Here is a 20,318-nt window from a genome sequence, read left to right as displayed (position 1 = left end):
TACGACCGATCGGTTAACAGCCGATAGCTCTACCACTGAGCTACTGCGGAATAATGAAGACAATTTGTATCTTATAAAAATTATCACCGTAAGTCAAGAGGTTTTTTCACAACATCTTGTGCAAACGTGACATGTTTATAATATACTGGATTGCGTTTTCACTGTCAAGATGTTTTCACTACCAGTTTTAGTTGCCCTCTACACTTTCCACATACATATCTTTGTGTATTTATTTGACGCCTTCTTACATATTGAAGTGAGCATCCCGTACATTCATACGTATAAACTTTTGTTTCCTTCTTCTCTTCATTAATCATTCGTTTACAAAAACGGGGTGCCCCTACCTTCTTTAATAACTCACGAAAATCTCTATCTCGGTGCTTATACCCTTTTCCTGTGATATGTAGGTGATAATGACAAAGTTCATGTTTAACAATCCCGACTAAATCTTCTTTGCCATACATTTCGTAATATCGATAATTCAGTTCTATATTATGAGTATTCAATAGATAACGCCCACCAGTTGTACGTAACCTACTATTAAACATCGCTTTATGTAAAAACGGCATCCCAAAGTATTGTAACGATACCTCTTCCACTAACCCCTGAATTTCTTGCTCATCCATTCCTCATTCCTCCTAAACAAAAAATATTTTTACACTTTTCTCCCTTCCTATACATATATTAAATAGTACATATACCCATCCTCATTCAAGAAGCGTGATTTCTAAAAATAAAGCATTGATAGAAATCCACTCACCAACCTCTCATCAATATTTCTTTAACTAATTAAGAAGAGATGTTTGAGAGCAGGATTAAACAAGGAGGGATTCCTATGCCTACGTGGCTAAAGAAACAAATGCAACGTGCATACTTCGAAAAAAACCGGTATCAAATCAAATTACTAAATGAATGCTGGTTTTATTATAGTAAAATACATCAAAGCTCATAATCAACGAAACTTTCCTATCCATAAAAAGAGAGCAGTTTCATCTGCTCTCTTTACTTACTATTCAATTGGTAACATCGATAATGCAACACGACCTTTTTTCGTATCAATATCATCTACCCATACTTTTACAATTTGCCCTACGGATACAACATCTAACGGATGCTTTACAAACTGTTTGCTGAGTTTAGAAATATGCACTAAGCCATCTTGCTTTACACCTATATCAACAAAGGCACCGAAATCAACAACATTACGAACCGTTCCCTCTAACTCCATACCACGCTTTAAATCTTCTAATTTCAAAATCCCTTTTTTCAGAAGTGGTTTTGGCAACTCATCCCTCATATCTCGTTCTGGACTAATTAAAGCATCGATAATATCAACCAAAGTCGGCTCGCCAATCTCCGTCTCTTGAGATAATTTAGAAACATCTACTCCCTCTAAACTCTTCTGCAATTTCGGTTTACCTACATCATTCTTTGATAACCCTAGACTTTTTAATAGCAATTCAACATTTTTATATTGTTCTGGATGAATCCCTGTGCGATCTAACGGATTCGCCCCTTCTAATATACGTAAAAATCCAATACATTGTTCATATGTTTTCGCACCTAAACGAGGAATTTTCTTTAATTCAGTACGCTTCGTAAATTTCCCATCTTCCTCACGCTTAGCTACAATATTTTTTGCAACTGTTTTTGATAATCCTGAAACATATTGTAACAACGCAACTGAAGCTGTATTTACATTAACGCCAACTTGGTTAACAGCTGTCTCTACCACAAATGTTAACGATTCATTTAATCTTTTTTGTGATACATCATGTTGATATTGTCCTACCCCTACAGATTTAGGGTCAATTTTCACTAGCTCAGCAAGCGGATCTTGTAGACGTCTCCCAATAGAAACGGCACTTCTTTCTTCAACCTGTAAATCCGGGAACTCCTCACGAGCTAAATCAGATGCTGAATATACACTAGCACCCGCTTCATTTACAATAATATAAAATACATCCCGTTTTACATTTTGTAGTACATCTACTATAAATTCTTCCGTTTCTCTAGAAGCTGTACCATTTCCAATTGCTATCATTTCAACTTGATATTTATCTATAATTGAAAGAACTTTCTTTTTTGCATCCTCATATTTACGAACAGGTGGATGCGGATAAATAACATCTATATTAAGAACTTTCCCTGTATCATCTACTACTGATAATTTACAACCTGTTCTATATGCCGGATCTACCGCTAGCACAACTTTCCCTTTCATTGGAGGCTGTAATAATAAATTACGTAAATTCTCAGAGAAAATATGAATCGCTTGTTCTTCAGCGGTTTCTGTTAATTCTTTACGAATTTCTCTTTCTATTGAAGGTTGAATTAATCGTTTATATCCATCTTCAATCGCTAATTGTACATAGTGTGCACTTTTAGAAGCTTCATCACGAATCATTTTTTTATGTAAAAACTGATTAATTTCCTCAGTCGGTGTAACAACAGAAACTCTCAATACATCTTCCTTTTCACCACGATTCATCGCTAACACTCGATGCGGCACTATTTTTTGCAACGGTTCTTCATAGTCATAATACATTTCATATATATTCTTTTCATCTTTTTCTTTATCTTTTACAGATGAAGACATAATCCCTTTTCGGAAAGTAGTATTCCGAATCCAACTACGATATGACGCATTATCTGAAACAAGTTCCGCAATAATATCTTGCGCACCTTGCAACGCATCCTCTGCAGATTCCACTTCTTTTTCTCCATCAACAAATTCCATAGCCTTCTCTGCTGGATTTTCTTTTTTATATAACAATAGCCACTCAGCTAACGGTTCTAATCCCTTCTCTTTAGCTATTGTAGCTTTCGTTCTTCTTTTTTCTTTATAAGGACGATATAAATCTTCTACTTCCTGAAGTTTTGTTGCAGCAACAATATGACGACGCAATTCTTCGGTTAGTTTCCCCTTTTCACCAATAAGACGAAGAACCTCTTCTTTCCTATCTTCTAGTTGCATCATATATTGCCATCTTTCTAAGATTGCACGAATTTGCACCTCATCTAGAGATCCTGTCCATTCTTTTCGGTAACGAGCGATAAATGGAACTGTGTTACCTTCTTCTGTTAATTGAATAACATGACGAACTTGCTTTTCTGTAAAGCCTAATTCTTTCACTAACATTTTCATTAACCCTTGTCGATTATCTACCATTTCCATATCCAACCGTAACCTCCTCTATAATAAAAAAAAGTTGCCCTGTAAAGAGAGCAACTTAAACTGCCGATTTAAAAATCTATTAGTCCTAAACTAATTTGTAACGCTTCATCTACACGACTCATCATCACTTCATCCAAATGAGTGATTTTGTCCGTTAAGCGTTGCTTATCGATTGTTCGAATCTGCTCAAGTAAAATAACAGAATCTCTCTCAAAACCGTACTTTTTCGCATCAATTTCCACATGAGTGGGTAATTTCGCTTTTTGAATCTGTGCAGTAATAGCCGCTACAATCACAGTCGGACTAAAACGATTTCCGATGTCATTTTGAATGACAAGAACCGGACGAACGCCTCCTTGCTCAGAACCAACAACTGGGGAAAGGTCTGCAAAATACACGTCGCCGCGTTTTACAATCAAAATATTACCCCCCGCTAACTAAGCGTTCTACTGTATGAGCTGCTTCATACTCTGCTAAGAAAGCTTCCGATGCAATACCAAGATTAATTTTTCCCATTTCAATGTACCCACGTCGCATTGATTCATGTTGGTAGCGTTTCTTCGTCTTATGTTGACGCAATAACAGTTGTGTTGCCTGGCAAATTAGTTCATGGCGATTCTTATTCTCTTGTTTTCCAATTCCGTCCAATTCCGTTACCATTTGCTTTGGTAACCGAACCACGATTTCAGTAGTTACACTTGATTCGGACACAAAAATACACCTCCACCGTCAACTACACACCCAAATATATATATGACACCTATTGTAATAATACCATTGTATGGAGCCTGTTGCAAAGACTTCCTTATTCCTTGCTTATGTTTTCCAATTCATAAATAAAACATTCATCTTCTTTTACTTTTTATCTCTTTCAAACAAGAAATAAAGCAATCCTTCAGTAATATTTCATTGTAACTTATATTAATAACAATTATAAAAAGAATCTCCCCAGCAAAAAAGAGCCTATTCTTTATTAGTGAAACTCCTCCAAATGACGAGATGCTGAGTAATAATACCTTCTTCTATATATTGTTCAAATAATTGATTACTTCTACAACTTTACCATGTCGTATAAATATTCTCGGTACACGGAAGCTTATCGTCGCGATAATTTCATAATTAATAGTCCCGGAATATTCAGCCACCTCGGTAGCACTAATATACTCATCTCCCTGTCTTCCAATGAGTGTAACTTTCGTACCAAGTGGAACTTCACAAGGCAGATGTATCATGAATTGATCCATTGTTACTCGCCCTACAATCGGTACCCTTTCACCATTTACAAGCACTTCAAATCCTTGCAATCTTCTAAGCCAGCCATCTGCATATCCAATCGCAACTGTCGCTATCCATTCTTCAGTTCTCGTTCGATATGTGACATTATAACTAATCCCATCCCCTTTAATCACTTGCTTAATATGAGCAACTTTCGTATGAAGCGACAACGCTGGTTCCAATTTAAATGGTAAAAAAGGACGTATTTCTACAGATGGGGATAGTCCATACATCGCAATACCAATTCGCACTGCATTAAATGTAATCCCTTGAAACCTTAACGTTGCAGCACTATTGGCTGTATGGACAAATTTAGGGTTCACTCCAAATTTTTTCAACCAACTTAACTGCTGCAAGAATGTATTATATTGCTTATCAAAGTAAGAAGTCTCAACCTCATCGGCTGTTGCAAAATGTGTATATACTCCTTCTAACTCTAAAAATGGCGCGCCTTCTAAACTCTTTAAGAACCCCTTTAATTCTTTACGTTCACGTATTCCAATTCTCCCCATACCACTATCAAAATTAATATGGAATTTCATTATTGATGAACCATCCCAGAGCTTTATCGCGTCTTCCACCCATTCTTTTTGAAAAACAGTTAATGCTACATCATTTTCAGCAGCAACATTTACATCACGGGGTGGGGAAGGACCTAACACTAAAATCGGTGCAGTAATACCAGCCCTCCGAAGCACTAAAGCTTCATCTAAAAAAGCAACTGCTAATCTTGTTGCCCCTGCTTCTAATGCGGTTTTAGCCACTGGTACATAATCGTGCCCATATGCATTCGCTTTAACTACAGCAAAAATTTCTACATCACTTGGGATGAACTCTTTAATATGCGTAACATTGTTATAGATCGCATCTAAATCCACTTCCACCCAAGTGTCACGGTAAAATGGTGCTTCTTCCATAAATACACTTCCTTATACACGATATGCGAAGCTTATTCTTTTATATGCTTCTTTTTATGAAATCCACCTTCAAACTAAGAAAAGACGTGGTGCACATATATCACCACGTCTAAGAAGTTTACTTCACCTGCTTCGCTGTAACCGATCGAGCAACCATCAATAACTCATTCGGCTCTAAACCTTTAGACACGAGCATATATTCCACTCCATTATGCGACCACGTTACAGAATCTTTCGTCAATGCACCAATCGTGAAGCCAAGGTCAACTGGCTCTCCACTTACACTTACCGCTGATGAAGCCTCTGCAACTTTTGCCTTTTCTTGTATTAAAGTAAAAGATTTCTTACCTCCAGTATATGTGAGTATCGTACGCTTGCCACTGGCTGTCTTCAACTCTTCTTCCTCTTTCAACGTCATGCCTTGCGGCGTGTCACGTGGATACAAAATAGCAAACGGTTTGTCTTCTTTCGCTGTTGTCTGAACATCTACTTGTGCTCTGGACATATTTTGTTTCGTATCAAATGCACCTTTATCAAACTTTGTATCAAACTTTACTTTAGTGAAATCTACTTTTACAAGGACATTTTGATCATTATCCATCAGTTTCACGGAAACTGGTGTTAAATCACTCTTCTTCAATGTAATCTCTTGTTTCGGTAACATATTTTGATGTTGATAGTTTGTTTTTGTTTTGAAAATATAATACTTATCTGTTTTCTCGAAAGTCAGGTTTTTCTTATCCTGCAAAATATCTCTCACAAGTGATTCATATAGGTAAGCCTGGCTACTATTTTGCGGCCAATCACTTTGAAAACGGAAGCTCTTATTAAGCGCAGGCGTTAATACAAATACGCCTTCATCATTCCTTAAAATAATTTGACTCTGATCCTTTTTCGCATTCTTTAAATTCACACGATAATACGAAGGTTCTTTATGCCAAATTTCTACACTGTACTCCTGCGGCTCATTTCCTGTTTTAATAGATAATTTCGCTTCAGCTTGATAACTCTTCATACCTTTAACTTTTGCCTCTAAATCTCTCACAACATCTTCCTGTTTCTTTTCCATACAGCCCGCCAACACAAAAACGGTCAATAAACCGATGAGAACTAAAAACAGACGCCTTTTCATCACTTCAGCCCCTTTGCCCCTATAAATGAATGGAAGATATGCCTTCCTTATCGCTACCTCAAATATATGAGACAAAGATATAAAATATGCAGACTAGCGTGACGAGCTTTCTAAAACAACTTGGCTAATAGCAAATTCTTTACTATGGCTAATTGATAGATGAACAATATGCTCTGTATTTGCAATAAGAATCGGCTTACCTCTATCATCATTCCTTACTTCTATATCTAAGAAACTAACTTCTTTCCCAATTCCAGTCCCTACCGCCTTAGAATACGCTTCTTTTGCTGCAAATCTTCCTGCCACAAATTCTGTAAGACGACTTCCTTTCAGCTCCTTGGCAACATTACGTTCACTTTCAGTTAAAATACGTTCCATAAATTTAAGCTTTCCATCTAGCATTTTTTCAATTCGATTCAATTCAATAATATCGATTCCAATCCCTACAATCATTTCAAAATCCCCTTCTTCTATTTAGCTTTCTGCATTCATATTGTAAGAATAACAGAGAATCTTTCTGATGCAAAAGGAGTGATACTAACAACATGCTAATACCATCTACTCGTACGCTATTACAACCAGTCATCCTCTCTTTACTTCTTATACAATTAGTCATGATTATATTGAGCGATTTTTCCCTCTTTCACATGGCAGCCTACAATGAATATATCGCTAAAGGAGAATGGTGGCGTGTCATAACTTCCCTATTTGTACACGTAGACTTACAACATTTTCTTTCCAATAGCATTTGTTTATTTGTTCTTGGTTCTTCTATCGAAAAACAACTAGGACATTTTTCTTTCATCATTATTTTTTTCCTTTCTGGCATTATCGGAAATATTTCTTCTTATATTATTATGCCTCTTGACTATATTCATGCCGGAGCATCTGGTGGCATTTTTGGATTACTAGGTGCACAATTATTTTTATTGTATAGTCGATATCGTTCTTCAAACCCAAAAGAAATTGCTATTTTTTCAATCATGATACTTCTATTACTTTTATTTACTTTCTTTAATCCTTCCGCTAATCCTATAAGCCATTTAACAGGCTTAATAATCGGCGGCGTTTTAGCTCCCCTTTTAACAAAAAAATCCGATGGTGCAGAGCTCATTTAATATAGAAGCTCGCACCATCGACAATTTCCACATCTATTTGTTGACTTAAATCTCTCATGAGTTGAAATAAAGACTCATCCTTCTTCTTCGCCTCAATCATACAATCAATTTGCCCAACACTTCCCTTTATCCTTCTTAAAAAAGATAAGAATGTATCAACATCAATAAAATCCGCGTGTGCCCTCGGGTCTTTCTCATCTCTAGGACTAGAGATATGCATTTTAACTGGTAACAAAGATGTTTCCCACGTATGAACAACACGTGCCCAATCTTCATGCCAATCTTCCTGGTCATTATTCATCATATGATGATGCAAATCAAACACGACTGGAATATCTAATTTCTCTCCTAAATACAATGTTTCTTCTAAAGAAAAAGTCGTATCATCATTTTCTAATATAATCATCTCTTGAATACCTCTTGGAACGTTAGACCAATTTTCTATAAAGCGCTCTAATGCGAGCTCTTTATCTTTATATCCTCCGCCAACATGCAATACACATCGTTGCTTATGTTCAATTCCCATACCCTTTAATAATTTTTTGTGCATCTGCAATGTCTTTACAGATTGCTTGAAAATACTCTCCTCAGGTGAATTTAGTACAACAAAGTGATCCGGATGGAAATCAATTCGCATATTCATACGAATAGCGTACTCACCTAGCACTTTTAAATTTTCTTTTAAGGGGCGAATATAGTTCCACTCTAATAACTCCTCGTGATTCGCTAAAGGAATAAGCTTGGAACTAAGCCGAAAGAAAGATATATCATGCCCTTTATTATGCTTTAATAACCGTAAACAATTTTCCAAATTCGAATTAGCAATTCTTTCGAGCTTACGAATCGCAGCCTCTCGATCATCAATCCGCTGAAACTGTGCATATGTCATCGTTTGAGATGGAGATGCATTCTTCAAATGTACACTCATCGCGACATACCCGAGTCTTACAAGCATATGGCACCCCTTTTCTATACGAGTTATTATGTAGTATGCACAATTACAGAAATAAAAAAAGAGAATGCCAGCAAAGGGCATTCTCTTTTTTATTAAGCTTGTGGACGGCTATGATGTTTTCTTTCGCCGCGTCCATTTGAAGAAGATCCAGGGCGACCTTGACCTTCACCTCTACGACCACGGTTACCATCACGGCTACCACCATCACGATTGCGATCACGGTTACGACCATCGCCACTGCGTCCATCACGGTTACGGTCACGGTCACGGTTACGACCATCGCCACTACGTCCATCACGACTACGATTACGGTTACCATCACGGTATCCGCCTCCGTTACCACCGCGTTTTTTAGAACCGCCACCTCTTGAAACAACTGGTGGTTCTGATGTTAAAGCGATTGGTGTTGTATCTGGCTCTTTTGTCATCATTTTTAAAGCAGCAGCTACTACTGTTACAGAGTCATTCTCTTCTAACATTTCTTCTGCAATACGCTTGTAGTATGATAAGTTATCATTTTCAATTGTGCTTTGAAGTTTTTCAGCGATTAAACGTTGTTGACCTTCTAGTGCCTCGTCAAGTGTCGGTGCTTCCATACGGTCAACCTTACGTTTTGTTGTACGCTCGATATTTTTTAATTGTCCTGATTCACGTGGTGTTACAAATAACATTGCAATACCTTTTTTACCTGCACGGCCAGTACGACCGATACGGTGAACGTATGATTCTGGATCTTGTGGGATATCGAAGTTGTATACGTGTGTTACGCCTGAAATATCAAGACCACGCGCAGCAACGTCCGTTGCAACAAGAACTTCAATAGCACCTTCTTTAAATTTACGTAATACAGACATACGTTTCGCTTGTGTTAAATCACCATGAATACCTTCTGCTGCATAACCACGTAAGTTTAATGCTTCTGATAATTCATCAACACGACGCTTTGTACGACCGAATACGATTGCAAGCTCTGGAGATTGAATATCTAGTAAGCGTGTTAACACGTCAAACTTTTTCTTTTCTTGCACTTCTAAATAGAACTGCTGAATGTTTGGCATTGTTACTTCTTTTGCTTTTACTTTAATGTGTTGAGGCTCAGTCATGAAGCGCTCAGCAATACGACGGATTGGATCTGGCATTGTCGCTGAGAATAATAATGTTTGATGTGTTTCTGGCACATCTGTTAAAATCGCTTCAATATCTTCAATGAAGCCCATGTTTAACATTTCATCCGCTTCATCAAGAACAACAGTCTCAACGTTTTGTAAACGAAGTGTTTTACGGTTAATATGATCTAAAATACGACCCGGCGTACCAACAATAATGTGTGGGTGTTTTTTTAGAGCACGAATTTGGCGGTTAATATCTTGACCACCGTAAATTGGTAAAATACGAACACGTTTATGTTTACCAATTTTGTATAGCTCTTCTCCAACTTGGATTGCTAATTCACGCGTTGGCGCGATAACAATACCTTGAACTGCTTCTTTACGAGTATCTACTTTATCTAATAGCGGTAATCCAAATGCTGCTGTTTTCCCTGTACCTGTTTGCGCTTGCCCAATAATATCTTTACCTTGCAATGCATGTGGGATTGTTTCAGCTTGAATCGGCGTAGCCTCTTCAAAGCCCATACTTTCAACAGATTGCAATAAAGATTCACTTAATCCTAATTCTCGAAATGTTGTCAATGTTACTTCTCCTTTTCTATCCTATACTTATCATTTAAAAAAAGGCATTTTCCGAATTGGCGGAAAAGCCCTTTTCCTGAATGCTCACGTATATAAACGGGCGTATTTCTACACGAAAATACTTCTAAACGTTATTACACTTTATCAATTATAAGTTTTGTATGTGCAAAAAGCAAACCCAACTGTTACCTTATTTTCATATTCAGAGCTTTTTTCTTCACTTTTATTTTTTTATATTTACTGTAAGCGCTTATTATAAGTTTCCTCTATTTTCGTAGCTATCATCCCTGTTTATATACACCAATTATTTCAACATCGTAATTACTTCTTCTAATTTCATGCCGCGAGATGCCTTTATTAATACAACATCTTTCACATCAACTACTGCTTGTAACTCTTTTACTAGCTCTTCTTTATTATCATACGCCTTTACACGTTCATTAGGGAAGTTAATTTTCGCTCCTTCAGCAATTTGAGCCCCTAATCTACCATATGTGAATACATATGAAATTTTTGCTGGGTCGATTAATTTACCTACCTCATAATGGAATTGTACTTCTTGATCACCAAGTTCTAGCATATCACCAAGTACAACAATTTTTTTAGCAAATCCATCTAAACCATTCATTAGGTGGAACGCTGCTTCCATAGCCGTTGGACTTGCATTATAAGCATCATTGATAATTGTTAAACCACTATTTGTTTTTACAATTTCCATACGCATGCCTGTCATTTGAAGTGTTACTAAACCTTTTTTCATTTCTTCCCATGTTACACCAAAATGTTTCGCAATTGCCATTGAAGCAAGTGTATTATACACATTATGTTTCCCTAACACTGGTATATAGAATGAAATATTTTCTTCTCTATTCATTTTAAAATGCGTTCCAGTTGCCTGTAATGTTACAGTAGTTGGATAATAATCATTTGCTCTTGCATCACCAAACGTAACTGTTTCCGCTGCTAAATTCATTTCAGGAACACGATTCGTTAATAATGGCTCATCTCCGTTATATACGAACACTCCACCTTCTTGTAACCCTGTCACAATTTCTAATTTCGCTTCTGCAATCGCCTCACGAGAGCCTAAATCCATTAAATGCGCCTCACCAATATTCGTGATAATAGCCGCATTAGGACGAGCTAGCTTAGATAGGAATTCAATTTCCCCGCGGCTTGACATACCCATTTCTAATACAGCAACTTCTGTATTTTCTTCTAGGTTTAAAATAGTAAGAGGTAAACCAATATGATTATTGAAATTACCTTCTGTTTTTTGAACTTTAAATTTAGTTGCAAGAAGACTCGTTACAATATCCTTCGTAGACGTTTTACCGTTACTACCTGTTACACCAACAACTTTAACATCCAGTTGATCGCGATAGTTTTTCGCTAACATTTGTAACGCTGATAGCGTATCCTCTACAAAAATAACAGGAAGATTCTCAGGCGGATTTGCTACACCTTTCATCCATAATGTAGCAACAGCCCCACTTTCAACAGCTTTATCTACAAAAGCATGTCCATCGAAACGTTCACCTTGAATCGGAACATATAAGTTTCCCTTTTCAATTTTTCTCGTATCAATAGACACTCCTTTTATAGTAATTCCCTCATACTGCTTTGCTAATCCAGTACCATTTATCATCTGTTCTACTTGTTTTAACGTTCGGTTTATCATGAAAACACTCCTTACATAGAGGAAGCACTATTCCTTCGAATAGTGCTTCCTCCTTTTTTGTTAGATTGTATATTTAATTTTTTGTTTTTCTTCGTGACGCTCAATCGCTAAATTAATTAGCTCTTCAATTAATTTTGGATACGGTAATCCAGTATGCTGCCATAATAGAGGGAACATACTAAACGGCGTAAATCCTGGCATTGTGTTCACTTCGTTAATATACACTTCTCCGTCTTTCGTTAAGAAGAAATCAGCTCGTGTTAAGCCAGCACCATCTAATGATTGGAATGCAACAATTGCATCTCGCTTAATTACATCAGACTCTTCTTCTGTCATTTCAGCTGGAATAATTAATGCTGTATCACCATCGATGTATTTCGACTTATAATCATAGAAGTCCTTTTTCGGTACAATTTCACCTACAACTGAACATTTTGGCTCATCATTACCTAGTACACCAACTTCTACTTCACGCCCAACAATATTTTCTTCTACAATAATTTTGCGGTCAAATTGGAATGCCTCTTCAAATGCATTCTCAAGTTCTTCACGATCTTTACACTTATTAATACCAACACTTGAACCAAGGTTTGCTGGTTTTACGAAGCAAGGATATCCTAACTTCTCTTCTACTTTGTCATAAGCTTCTTCGCGATTTTTTTCCCATGCGCTACGAATGAAAGATGCATATTTCGCTTGTTTCAATCCAGCTTCTGCAAAGATATTTTTCATAACAACTTTATCCATACCAGCAGATGATGCTAATACACCGTTACCTACATATGGAATGTTTAGTAATTCTAATAACCCTTGTACTGTTCCATCTTCACCATTCGGTCCATGTAATAATGGGAAAATAACATCAATTGCATCTTCTTGTTTAGAAGTTGCAGTTGGGATAATTTCTGTACTTAATGATACAGGAGAGATTGTATTCTCTTCCCCACTCATTTGTAATGCCTCAACATTTGTTACTTCGCCTTCAATACGCTCTCCACGCATCCATTGGCCTTGTTCTGTAATATAAATTGGATGAATCTCGAATTTATCTTGATTTAATGCTTTAATAGCAGCAAGAGCCGTTTGTAACGAAACTTGATGCTCAGCTGATTTTCCACCGTATAATAAACCTAATTTAATTTTTGTCACTGAAATCACCCTAACCAATTGTTTTCATTTTTCTATTTTAGCACTTTTTATAAAAATAGGTAGTTCCTATTTGAAATAAAATGTAACTTCCACAAATAATTAAATGACACCACTTATTGGTTTTCTACACTTTTCCTCTTTAATTTTCTACACACCTAAACAAAATTAAACTTTACAGTAAGATTTCTATCTAATCTGGTTATGTACCTAAAATATGTAGAAATCCACTTTTTGTGTATGTCATCTATATTACCCTACCATTTGTGGAGAATGAAAAAACACTGATTAAAGTTTCATTTTATTAAGAAGACTGTTTTGTAGGCGTATCCTTTTGCCTCTGCTCAACAAGACGATCTAAAGAAACATATACAAAGCCTGCAACTACACACCCTACACTTAAAATTGTAAATAAGTAGTGACCAAGCAAACGATCCAATAGAAAACCACCAAGGAGTGGACCGAATGCACTTCCTGTAATCCACTGCAAACTCGCCGCCCCCATATAGGTTCCTCTCAAATGTTCAGGGGCCAAATTCGCTACAAACGTCATCTGTACAGGCGACATAATCATCTCACCTAACGTATATATGGCATAAACAAACATTAACGTCATTAAAATAATTGTAGCATTTGTATCATATTCTCCAAACCACTTCGGTAACCATCCTATAAAAAACAAACCAATTCCGAACAAACACGCACCGTATAACATCGTCTTTCCAACAGGTTTATCTGTCGCCCATTTTGAAATTTGAAATTGAAATAAAACAACTAATAGACCATTTAATGCCATTAAATATGGGTATGGATTATTGACTCCAAAAATATCCTTCATTTCGTTATCAAAGTGAAGCGGTAACATGCCTTCTGTTTGAGAAAACCCCATAGAAATAATGATCCCCGCTAACAAATAAATCATTAACGCCTTATCTCTCATTAAAATTTTCCAAACTGCTCCAGATTCCTTCTCTTTATTTTTTTCTGTCATATCCGTAATTTTTGGCATTGTTTCTTTAATAAGTACTAACACTAGTAGCGCATAAAACAACATAGCGGATGAAGCAATAATAAACACGAGGTTCTTTGATAAAACAACTACTGATGCTCCCATTATCGGTCCAATCGCAGCGCCAATATTATGTCCCATTCTCAATAAACCATATGCTTCTGTTCTTTTTTCTGGCGCCGTCACATCTGCAACCATCGCTGATGCCGCTGGGTGAAATAGCGAATTACTTAACCCTAAAAAAATAGATAAAATGGCATATGGAATAAACCCTTCTATAAATAAAAAACCGAGCATTAATAATGCATTACTCGCCATTGAAAATATCATAATTGGCTTTCTTCCATATATATCAGCTATTCTTCCGCCTATAAGCGAGCCAAAGCTTGCAGCAATTGGAGAAAGCGCCATAATAATCCCAACTTGTAATAAAGAATCTACCTTATCTTTTAAATATAGTGCAAAAAAAGGCATTAACATCATCATCGCAATTCCGTTCAATGTCTCACCGATAAATCGAATCCATACGTTTCGATCCATCTCCCTTAACTCACGCCATGTACTTTTCATATTCCCCCCCCTTTAGTTAACCAACAATTATCTTATAATAGATTCAGAAAAATGTAAATTTTCAAATAAAAAAATCCATTCTAACAGAATTAGAATGGATTTTTCCACTTATAAATTTGCTACATCTTCTTCTTTTTTACTATTATTTAAAACACTACGCTTTCTACTATAGGCGAAATAAACTACTACACCGATAACCATCCAAGCACCAAAGCTAATCCAAGCTGTTGCTGATAATTGAAGCATTAAATATAAGCAAAAGATAACTGTTAATGCTGGTAAAAATGGTACGAGCGGCGCCTTAAACGCCCTTGGTAAATCAGGATGAGTTCTTCTCATTACAATAACTGCAACAGCTACAAGTGCAAATGCTGACAAAGTCCCCATATTTACAAGATGTGCTAAAACATTTAAATCTATTAATCCTGAAATAAGTGCTGCAATAATACCTGTTGTCCATGTATTTAAAAATGGTGTTTTAAATTTCGGATGAACTTTAGCAAGACGCTTCGGTAACAATCCATCTCTGCTCATTGCATATGAAACACGAACTTGCCCATACATCATAACTAGCATTACAGTTGTAATTCCTGTAATTGCTCCTACTGATATCACTCCCGCCAAACTATCTTGTCCAATAAATTGAAGTGCGAAAGCAACTGGATCTGATATATTCAACTGACCGTATGGAACAATCCCTGTCAAAATAAGTGAAACAACAATGTAAAGAACCGTACAAACTAGTAACGATGCAATAATTCCAATCGGCAAATCGCGTTGTGGGCGCTTCACTTCTTCTGCGGCTGTTGATACAGCATCAAATCCAATGAATGCGAAGAAAACTGTAGCTGCTCCAGCCATTACACCATCTAACCCAAATGGCATAAAAGGTGTCCAATTTTCAGGTTTTACATAATTAAATCCAGCGAAGATAAAAATGAGAACAACTGCTAGTTTAATAAATACCATTATATTATTTACACGTGCACTTTCACGAACACCTCTAGATAAAAGAACCGTCATAACTAGAATAATTAGAACTGCAGGTAAATCAATTATTCCACCCTTTCCAGTACCAGGGGCCGAGGAGAGAATGGTCGGAATATGAATCCCAAATCCCTTTAATAACGATTGAAAATACGCTGACCATCCATTGGCTACAGCAGAAGTAGCTAATAAATACTCGAGCATTAAATCCCATCCAATTAAGAATGCAAATACTTCTCCCATCGTCGCATACGTGTACGTGTAAACACTCCCTGAAACAGGAACTGAAGAAGCAAATTCAGCGTAACAAAATGCAGCAAAGGCACAAGCTAATGCAGCTATAGCAAATGATAATATAATAGCTGGTCCAGAATGTTTCGCTGCTACAACGCCAGTAAGAACAAAAATACCAGTTCCAACAATTGCTCCGATTCCAAGCATTGTTAAATCAAGTGCCCCTAACGTTCTCGATAATGTCTTTTGTTTACTTTCTTGCAGTAACGTTGAAATCGGCTTCTTTTGAAAAATTTGCTTCATACTGTGCTCCTCCACACTTTTAGTATTCTGAAAATTTAATTTACTTTCCTCATTTTACCCACGGCATGTTTTTTAGTCAATACTTTTGTCGAAATAAACAGAAAACTATCGAGATACATACTATACTCTTATCATCCTTTCGATAAAAAGATTCAGACAATCATATCTATATATATTTTCATAGCTTTTTTTGGTATTATTATACATGTCGATTCCATAAAAGAGGCATGCTCCCTTAGTGAGCATGCCTCTTTTTACTTATTTCACAGTATATGAACCCTCTTCAATCCAGCTATACATGTACTTTTCATCTTCCGTCTCATGTGCTTGTTTTACAATACGAAGCGGACGGAATGTATCTATCATAACGGCCAGTTCAAGTGTCTCTTTCTTCCCTATACTCGCTTCTGTTTTCCCTGGATGTGGCCCATGCGGGATCCCGCTTGGATGAAGCGTAATAGAACCTTCTTCTACACCTTTTCGGCTCATAAAATTACCTTCCACATAGTACAGTACTTCATCACTATTCACATTACTATGATAATATGGTGCCGGAATAGATTCTGGATGATAATCGTATAAACGCGGTACGAAAGAGCAAATGACGAAATTATGCCCTTCGAATGTTTGATGTACTGGTGGTGGCTGATGAATACGACCTGTAATTGGTTCAAAATCCTCCACATTAAAGACCCACGGATATAAATACCCATCCCATCCAACAACATCTAACGGATGGTGCCCTAACACATGCTTGTGCATATAACCTCTCGACTTTGTCATTACGACAAACTCACCTTTTTCATCATATGTCTCCAATTTCTCCGGTCCACGCATATCTCTTTCACAAAACGGACTATGTTCTAACAATTGCCCATATTCATTGCGATAGCGACTTGGTGTTGTAATTTGGCTATTTGCCTCTACAACAAGAAACTTAGTCTCTCCCTCATCTGGAATAACACGATAAATCGTTCCAATTGGAATTGTTACATAATCACCTTTTCTATAGTGAATCGTTCCAAACATCGTTTCAATTTTTCCTGTTCCATAATGAACAAATAACATTTCATCGCCATCACCATTACGGTAAAAATAATCCATTTTTTCTGTTGGACTCACTACTCCAATTAATAAATCCTCATTCCCAAGCATAAAGTTTCTTCCGCTTACTGCATCACCAGTTTTTTTATTTTCTTTCGTACGGAAATGACGATGAGCAAGAGCAACATCCTCTTCATACTGTAACTGACAAGAATGCGATAATGCCGCATGCCCTACTTCTGTTGGCATATAATGATGATACAAAATAGACTGGGTACCAGAGAAACCTTTTGTCCCCATTACCTGCTCACGATAAAGCGATCCATCTTTTTTACGAAATTGTACATGTCGTTTATGAGGTAGCTCCCCCATGTGACGATAAAACATGCCCATCACCCGCTTTCATGTCTTTTTTGACCGTATTACGTAACGTACCTAAACCAGTAATCGACAGCTCTACAACATCTCCATCTTGTAGCCACTCTTCTGTACCAAGCTCTAAAATACATCCTGTCCCTACTGTCCCAGAACCAATCACATCTCCTGGATATAACGTAACGTCTTCCGAAGCACGTTCAATCATTTCAGCAAATGTATAATAAATATCTTGGAAATTTCCTTTTGATAATATCTTTCCATTTACATGAGCAGTCATCTCTAAATCATAACGATCACCGTTACGATAAACGTCTAATTCCTCTTTCGTAACGAGATACGCTCCTAATGAAGTTGCAAAATCCTTTCCTTTCGCTGGTCCAAGCCCTACTTTCATTTCTGTTGCTTGTAAGTCCCTTGCACTCCAGTCGTTCATAATGCAGTAACCAAAAATATATTCCTCTGCTTGTTCACGAGAAATGTTTCGTCCTTCTTTCCCAATTACGCAAGCAATCTCTAACTCATAATCAAGCTTTTTAGACTTCTTCGGGCCAATAACAAAATCATCTGGTCCAATAACAGCACGGTGGTTCGTAAAATAAAAAACCGGCATATCATACCATTCAGGTACAACATCTAGCCCTCTTCGTCCGCGAGCTGTTTTTACATGCTGCTCAAATGCATAAAAATCTCGAATGCTACTCGGATTAGGAATTGCCGCTGCTAATTGTACTTCCCCTAAAGAATATATACCCTTTTCAGGATTCTTAATATTACGCAATACTTCTGCATACTCATCCGCTTTCTCTAAAAAGGCGAACATAGAAGAAGGTAATTTTCCATCACTCGCAAGATTCATATCGATTACTTTGTCACCTTCAAGCCATCCAGCTCGCATTTCTTTCGAAGGAAGACGAAATGTAACAAATTTCATCATGATTCCTCCCTATGAAAATGAAATTTCCACCAGCAAAAGAATTCTTGCTGGTGGATACAAATTTTATAAATTTCCGCGACGCTCTTGTTCTCTTTCAATTGATTCGAATAAAGCTTTAAAGTTCCCTTCACCAAATCCACGAGAACCTTTACGTTGGATGATTTCAATAAATAAAGTTGGACGATCTACAATTGGTTTCGTAAAGATTTGTAATAAATAACCTTCTTCATCACGGTCTACTAAAATCTTCAATTCTTTTAATCTATCAATTTCTTCATCAATTTTTCCAACACGTGCTGTTAACTCATCGTAATACGTATCTGGCGTATCTAAAAACTCCACGCCATTTGCACGAAGTACTTCAATTGTTTTTACAATATCACTTGTTAATAAAGCAAGATGCTGTACACCTGCTCCGTTATAGAACTCTAGATATTCTTGAATTTGTGATTTTCTTTTTCCATCTGCTGGTTCATTAATCGGAAACTTAATACGGCTTCCATTCGTCATAACTTTTGACATTAATGCCGAATACTCTGTACTAATATCATCATCGTCGAAATGGATCATTTGTTTAAAGCCCATAACATTCTCGTAATAACTAACCCACTCTTCCATTTTCTCAACGTTACCAACTACATGGTCTACAGCAATTAAACCAGACTCTTCAAACGGAATATTAAACTCAACCTTTTGGAATCCTGGCATAAATGTTCCTTTATAATTTTTACGCTCTACAAGCGTGTGAATTGTATCACCATACGTACCAATAACCGCTTTTTTCAATGTACCGTCCTCATCTGTTAACTCCTCAGGTGGAGCAATCGCAACAGCGCCACGCTTCACCGCTTCAGAGTAGGCTTTATCAACGTCATCAACAAGTAAAGCCACATCTTTCACTCCATCACCATGAGTCTTTACAAACTCTGCAATACGGCTATCGCTACTTAAAGCTCCAGACACAACAAAACGCATATTTTTTTGCACAAGAACATAAGATACCTTTTCACGGTTTCCTGTTTCTAATCCAGAATAAGCTACAATTTTGAATCCAAATGCTCTCGCAAGATAATAACTTGATTGTTTTGCATTCCCTACATAAAACTCCAAATGATCTACATCACGTACCGGAAAAAAGTCCTCCATTTGTGCAGCTAGCGTATCCATAGATTTTTGTTTCATAATATCTTCATCCCCCTGTAAATAGATTAAATGGTCCATACTTAAAACCAATCGAAAACGCTTCCAACATCAATTAATAGAAATTAGTTAGCAAGCTAACAAATTCTGACTTTTAAAATTTTCTATCTTTTCTGTCAAATTCCTCTTTTTTTCTTACATATAAAATTCGACTTTTTTCTCCTTAAAATAAAGTGAAACTTTAATTAACGGGGGTTTTCATCGCCACTGGATTATTAGCCCACACCAATCGGGCTTTTACGTGATAAAGGGAGACCATTAATACTTAGAGGGATATATAGAAGAAAAACAAAAAAGACCCCAACATATTAACTACTTACTAATATGCTAGAGTCTTTATTTGTTTTGAATGATTGTATTTATATGTCTCATACTAATATATTTGCAAGGAATAGAATAAATGATGTTAATACTACCGCTCCACCTAATGATCCTAATAAATCTGTTTTTGTTACTTGTAACACTTGTTCACTGTTCATATTCCTCATTCTCCTTTCATTTTGTATGATTTAAAACTTCTATTATACTAATACACTTGATAAAAATACGATTAATGCTGTTAATAC

19 protein-coding genes are annotated in these 20,318 nt (G+C 36.7%); 2 read left to right on the top strand and 17 right to left on the bottom strand.

Annotated features, from left to right (window positions below; translation table 11 throughout):
- Positions 1–164: 164 nt before the first annotated feature.
- Positions 165–626 carry a SprT family protein gene (locus MRBLBA3_RS16995; RefSeq protein WP_044739196.1) on the bottom strand — a complete coding sequence of 154 codons (462 nt, stop codon included), beginning with the start codon at positions 624–626 and terminating at the stop codon, positions 165–167.
- A 209-nt stretch (positions 627–835) separates the two neighbouring features.
- Between MRBLBA3_RS16995 and cmpA the strand changes: the two genes are divergently transcribed.
- Positions 836–952: a cortex morphogenetic protein CmpA gene (gene cmpA / locus MRBLBA3_RS16990; protein ID WP_001143642.1), complete on the top strand. Its 117-nt coding sequence runs from the start codon at positions 836–838 to the stop codon at positions 950–952.
- Between the two features lie 57 nt (positions 953–1,009).
- On the opposite strand, the gene MRBLBA3_RS16985 is transcribed toward cmpA, so the two are convergent.
- The 6 genes from MRBLBA3_RS16985 to acpS all read right to left on the bottom strand — a co-directional run bounded on the left by MRBLBA3_RS16985 (position 1,010) and on the right by acpS (position 6,955).
- On the bottom strand, positions 1,010–3,178 hold the full coding sequence (locus MRBLBA3_RS16985) for a Tex family protein (RefSeq protein ID WP_044739195.1): 2,169 nt from the start codon (positions 3,176–3,178) through the stop codon (positions 1,010–1,012).
- Positions 3,179–3,246: 68 nt separating this feature from the next.
- A complete protein-coding gene (gene ndoA, locus MRBLBA3_RS16980) occupies positions 3,247–3,597 on the bottom strand; it encodes a type II toxin-antitoxin system endoribonuclease NdoA (protein ID WP_000635965.1) in 351 nt (116 codons plus the stop codon).
- A gap of 4 nt (positions 3,598–3,601) precedes the next feature.
- Positions 3,602–3,889, bottom strand: coding sequence for an antitoxin EndoAI (locus MRBLBA3_RS16975; RefSeq protein ID WP_000004570.1), 288 nt, complete (start codon positions 3,887–3,889; stop codon positions 3,602–3,604).
- A 311-nt stretch (positions 3,890–4,200) separates the two neighbouring features.
- A complete protein-coding gene (alr, locus tag MRBLBA3_RS16970) occupies positions 4,201–5,370 on the bottom strand; it encodes an alanine racemase (protein WP_328023939.1) in 1,170 nt (389 codons plus the stop codon).
- Between the two features lie 118 nt (positions 5,371–5,488).
- Entirely contained in the window at positions 5,489–6,439 is a 951-nt protein-coding gene (locus MRBLBA3_RS16965; RefSeq protein ID WP_002100392.1) for a LolA family protein, read from the bottom strand.
- A gap of 156 nt (positions 6,440–6,595) precedes the next feature.
- A complete protein-coding gene (gene acpS, locus MRBLBA3_RS16960; RefSeq protein ID WP_363382499.1) occupies positions 6,596–6,955 on the bottom strand; it encodes a holo-ACP synthase in 360 nt (119 codons plus the stop codon).
- A 92-nt stretch (positions 6,956–7,047) separates the two neighbouring features.
- On the opposite strand from acpS, the gene MRBLBA3_RS16955 reads away from it, so the two are divergent.
- Entirely contained in the window at positions 7,048–7,620 is a 573-nt protein-coding gene (locus tag MRBLBA3_RS16955; protein ID WP_000907061.1) for a rhomboid family intramembrane serine protease, read from the top strand.
- Here MRBLBA3_RS16955 and uvsE read toward each other — a convergent pair.
- The 10 genes from uvsE to MRBLBA3_RS16905 all read right to left on the bottom strand — a co-directional run bounded on the left by uvsE (position 7,613) and on the right by MRBLBA3_RS16905 (position 20,231).
- Entirely contained in the window at positions 7,613–8,575 is a 963-nt protein-coding gene (uvsE, locus tag MRBLBA3_RS16950; protein ID WP_000961172.1) for a UV DNA damage repair endonuclease UvsE, read from the bottom strand. The genes MRBLBA3_RS16955 and uvsE overlap by 8 nt on opposite strands.
- Positions 8,576–8,667: 92 nt before the next feature.
- Complete coding sequence (locus MRBLBA3_RS16945) at positions 8,668–10,266, bottom strand: DEAD/DEAH box helicase (protein ID WP_000206604.1); 1,599 nt, start codon at positions 10,264–10,266, stop codon at positions 8,668–8,670.
- Positions 10,267–10,570: 304 nt separating this feature from the next.
- Positions 10,571–11,947 carry a UDP-N-acetylmuramoyl-tripeptide--D-alanyl-D-alanine ligase gene (murF, locus tag MRBLBA3_RS16940; RefSeq protein ID WP_044739192.1) on the bottom strand — a complete coding sequence of 459 codons (1,377 nt, stop codon included), beginning with the start codon at positions 11,945–11,947 and terminating at the stop codon, positions 10,571–10,573.
- Between the two features lie 60 nt (positions 11,948–12,007).
- On the bottom strand, positions 12,008–13,096 hold the full coding sequence (locus MRBLBA3_RS16935; protein ID WP_212088838.1) for a D-alanine--D-alanine ligase: 1,089 nt from the start codon (positions 13,094–13,096) through the stop codon (positions 12,008–12,010).
- A gap of 301 nt (positions 13,097–13,397) precedes the next feature.
- Positions 13,398–14,672, bottom strand: a complete 1,275-nt coding sequence (locus MRBLBA3_RS16930; protein WP_212088836.1) for an MDR family MFS transporter — start codon at positions 14,670–14,672, stop codon at positions 13,398–13,400.
- Positions 14,673–14,780: 108 nt separating this feature from the next.
- Positions 14,781–16,196, bottom strand: a complete 1,416-nt coding sequence (locus tag MRBLBA3_RS16925; RefSeq protein WP_212088834.1) for an amino acid permease — start codon at positions 16,194–16,196, stop codon at positions 14,781–14,783.
- Between the two features lie 258 nt (positions 16,197–16,454).
- Entirely contained in the window at positions 16,455–17,627 is a 1,173-nt protein-coding gene (locus MRBLBA3_RS16920) for a homogentisate 1,2-dioxygenase (protein ID WP_000499912.1), read from the bottom strand.
- Positions 17,593–18,549 (bottom strand): fumarylacetoacetate hydrolase family protein, encoded by a 957-nt coding sequence (locus tag MRBLBA3_RS16915; RefSeq protein ID WP_000674011.1) that lies wholly within the window; start codon positions 18,547–18,549, stop codon positions 17,593–17,595. Before MRBLBA3_RS16915 ends, MRBLBA3_RS16920 begins: the two co-directional genes overlap by 35 nt.
- Positions 18,550–18,615: 66 nt before the next feature.
- Positions 18,616–19,734, bottom strand: coding sequence for a 4-hydroxyphenylpyruvate dioxygenase (gene hppD / locus MRBLBA3_RS16910; RefSeq protein ID WP_000810917.1), 1,119 nt, complete (start codon positions 19,732–19,734; stop codon positions 18,616–18,618).
- A 386-nt stretch (positions 19,735–20,120) separates the two neighbouring features.
- Positions 20,121–20,231, bottom strand: a complete 111-nt coding sequence (locus tag MRBLBA3_RS16905) for a DUF3948 family protein (RefSeq protein WP_001083699.1) — start codon at positions 20,229–20,231, stop codon at positions 20,121–20,123.
- Between the last annotated feature and the right edge of the window lie 87 nt (positions 20,232–20,318).

Origin of the sequence: Bacillus sp. LBA3-1-1.1 (assembly GCF_040676495.1) — a bacterium.
Lineage (GTDB): Bacteria > Bacillota > Bacilli > Bacillales > Bacillaceae_G > Bacillus_A > Bacillus_A nitratireducens.
This window is presented reverse-complemented; position numbering and strand designations above follow the sequence as displayed.